Genomic DNA, 1,398 nt, shown 5'->3' with positions numbered 1-1,398 from the left:
CCCCGGGTCCGAGCACGACGACTGGCGCGAACACCAACGCGCAAGCCCCGAGTGCCCAGCAGGGCCAGAGCACGACGACCGGCGCCAACACTCAGGGACAGGTCAATACCCAGGCGCAAGCCCAGGGTGGGACCACCCAGAGCTTGTCCGGCCGCGTGCAAGTGAGCGCGCAGCAGCAGACAACGCTGCAGCAGTCGGTGTTGAGCTCACGCAATGTGGATCGCGTGCGGGTCAACTTCAATTCCATCAACTTCCGGATCAATGCCGGCGTGGTGGTGCCGCGGAACATCTCCGTGGTCGCTATCTCGACATTCCCGGTGCTGATCGACATCTATCCGGCCTATCGGGACGACAGCTTCTTCGTCGTGGATGACGAGATCATCGTCGTCGACCGAAGCCACAGGATCGTCGACGCCATTCCCGCCGGCCCAAGGACGCACTTCGCCCGGCGCGGCAGCGTGAGCGGTGGCGGCGGCAACATCGCCGCGCTGGATCTCAGCCCCGACGAGATCCGCATTGTTCAACGGGTGCTGATTGAACGCGGCCTGATGTCTGGCCAAGCAGACGGCATCCTCGGGCCCGCTACGCGCGAAGCGCTGATCACCTTCCAGAGACGGGAAGGTTTCCAGACCACCGGCTCGATCGATACCCGGACGGTCGCTGCACTAGGCGTCTCCAACCAGATCCGCGCCACGCAGGGCCAATCGACGACCACCGGTCAGGGAGCGACTGGCCAATCGACGCAGCAGAACACGACCGGGCAAAGCACCGGTCAGACCAACGCGCCGGCGCAGCAAAACCAGACCAATGCGCCGGCACAGCAGAACCAGACCACCGGCCAGGCTGGGCAGAACCAGCCATCCACAACCGGCCAGGCTCAGCAGAACCAACCGGCGACGTCGGGCCAGGCAGGCACACAACCGCCTGCTGGTCAGACCACCGGACAGGCGCCGGCCCAAAGCAACAGTCAGTCCACCAACCAGCCCAGCAACACGCCGTCTGGGCAAACCAACCAAAATAATGCCCCGCCGCCTTCGACGTCGGGTCAGCCGGCTCAGAATCAACCCAACCGGTAAGATGCCCCCAAAGCCCCGCCTCTGGCGGGGCTCTTTTTTGCGACCACCGTGTTCGCAGCGGCCTTCGTCGTAGTGGCGCTGACCTCGGCGCATCGAGCTAGGTTCTTCTGGCAGATGCCCGTTGATGGCGGCTACGAGATCTCCGGCCGCAAGGCGGCGGAGATCGCGAGCCGCAGGGGCGCGGGCAAAGGCGCAGCCAAGGCGGCGGTCAAGGCGGCGACGGAGGATACGCAGGACGCGCGGGATCAAAGGCTGGCGTAGCTTCTCTTCCCGTCATTGCGAGCGAAGCGAAGCAATCCAGAATGTCTCCGCGGAGACATTC

At 64.9% G+C, this 1,398-nt stretch carries 1 protein-coding gene and 1 pseudogene; both read left to right on the top strand.

Annotated features, from left to right (window positions below):
* Window positions 1–1,076, top strand: a 1,076-nt coding sequence (locus tag CWO91_RS42175; protein WP_208753152.1) for a peptidoglycan-binding domain-containing protein, incomplete at its 5' end; no start/stop codon positions are given.
* A gap of 45 nt (window positions 1,077–1,121) precedes the next feature.
* Window positions 1,122–1,337, top strand: a pseudogene (locus CWO91_RS42170) (MFS transporter); the annotation flags it as partial.
* Between the last annotated feature and the right edge of the window lie 61 nt (window positions 1,338–1,398).

Source organism: Bradyrhizobium genosp. SA-3 (assembly GCF_004212635.1).
In the GTDB taxonomy this organism is placed as follows: domain Bacteria; phylum Pseudomonadota; class Alphaproteobacteria; order Rhizobiales; family Xanthobacteraceae; genus Bradyrhizobium.
The sequence above is the reverse complement of the archived record's forward strand: the minus strand, read 5'-3'. Positions and strand labels throughout refer to the sequence as shown.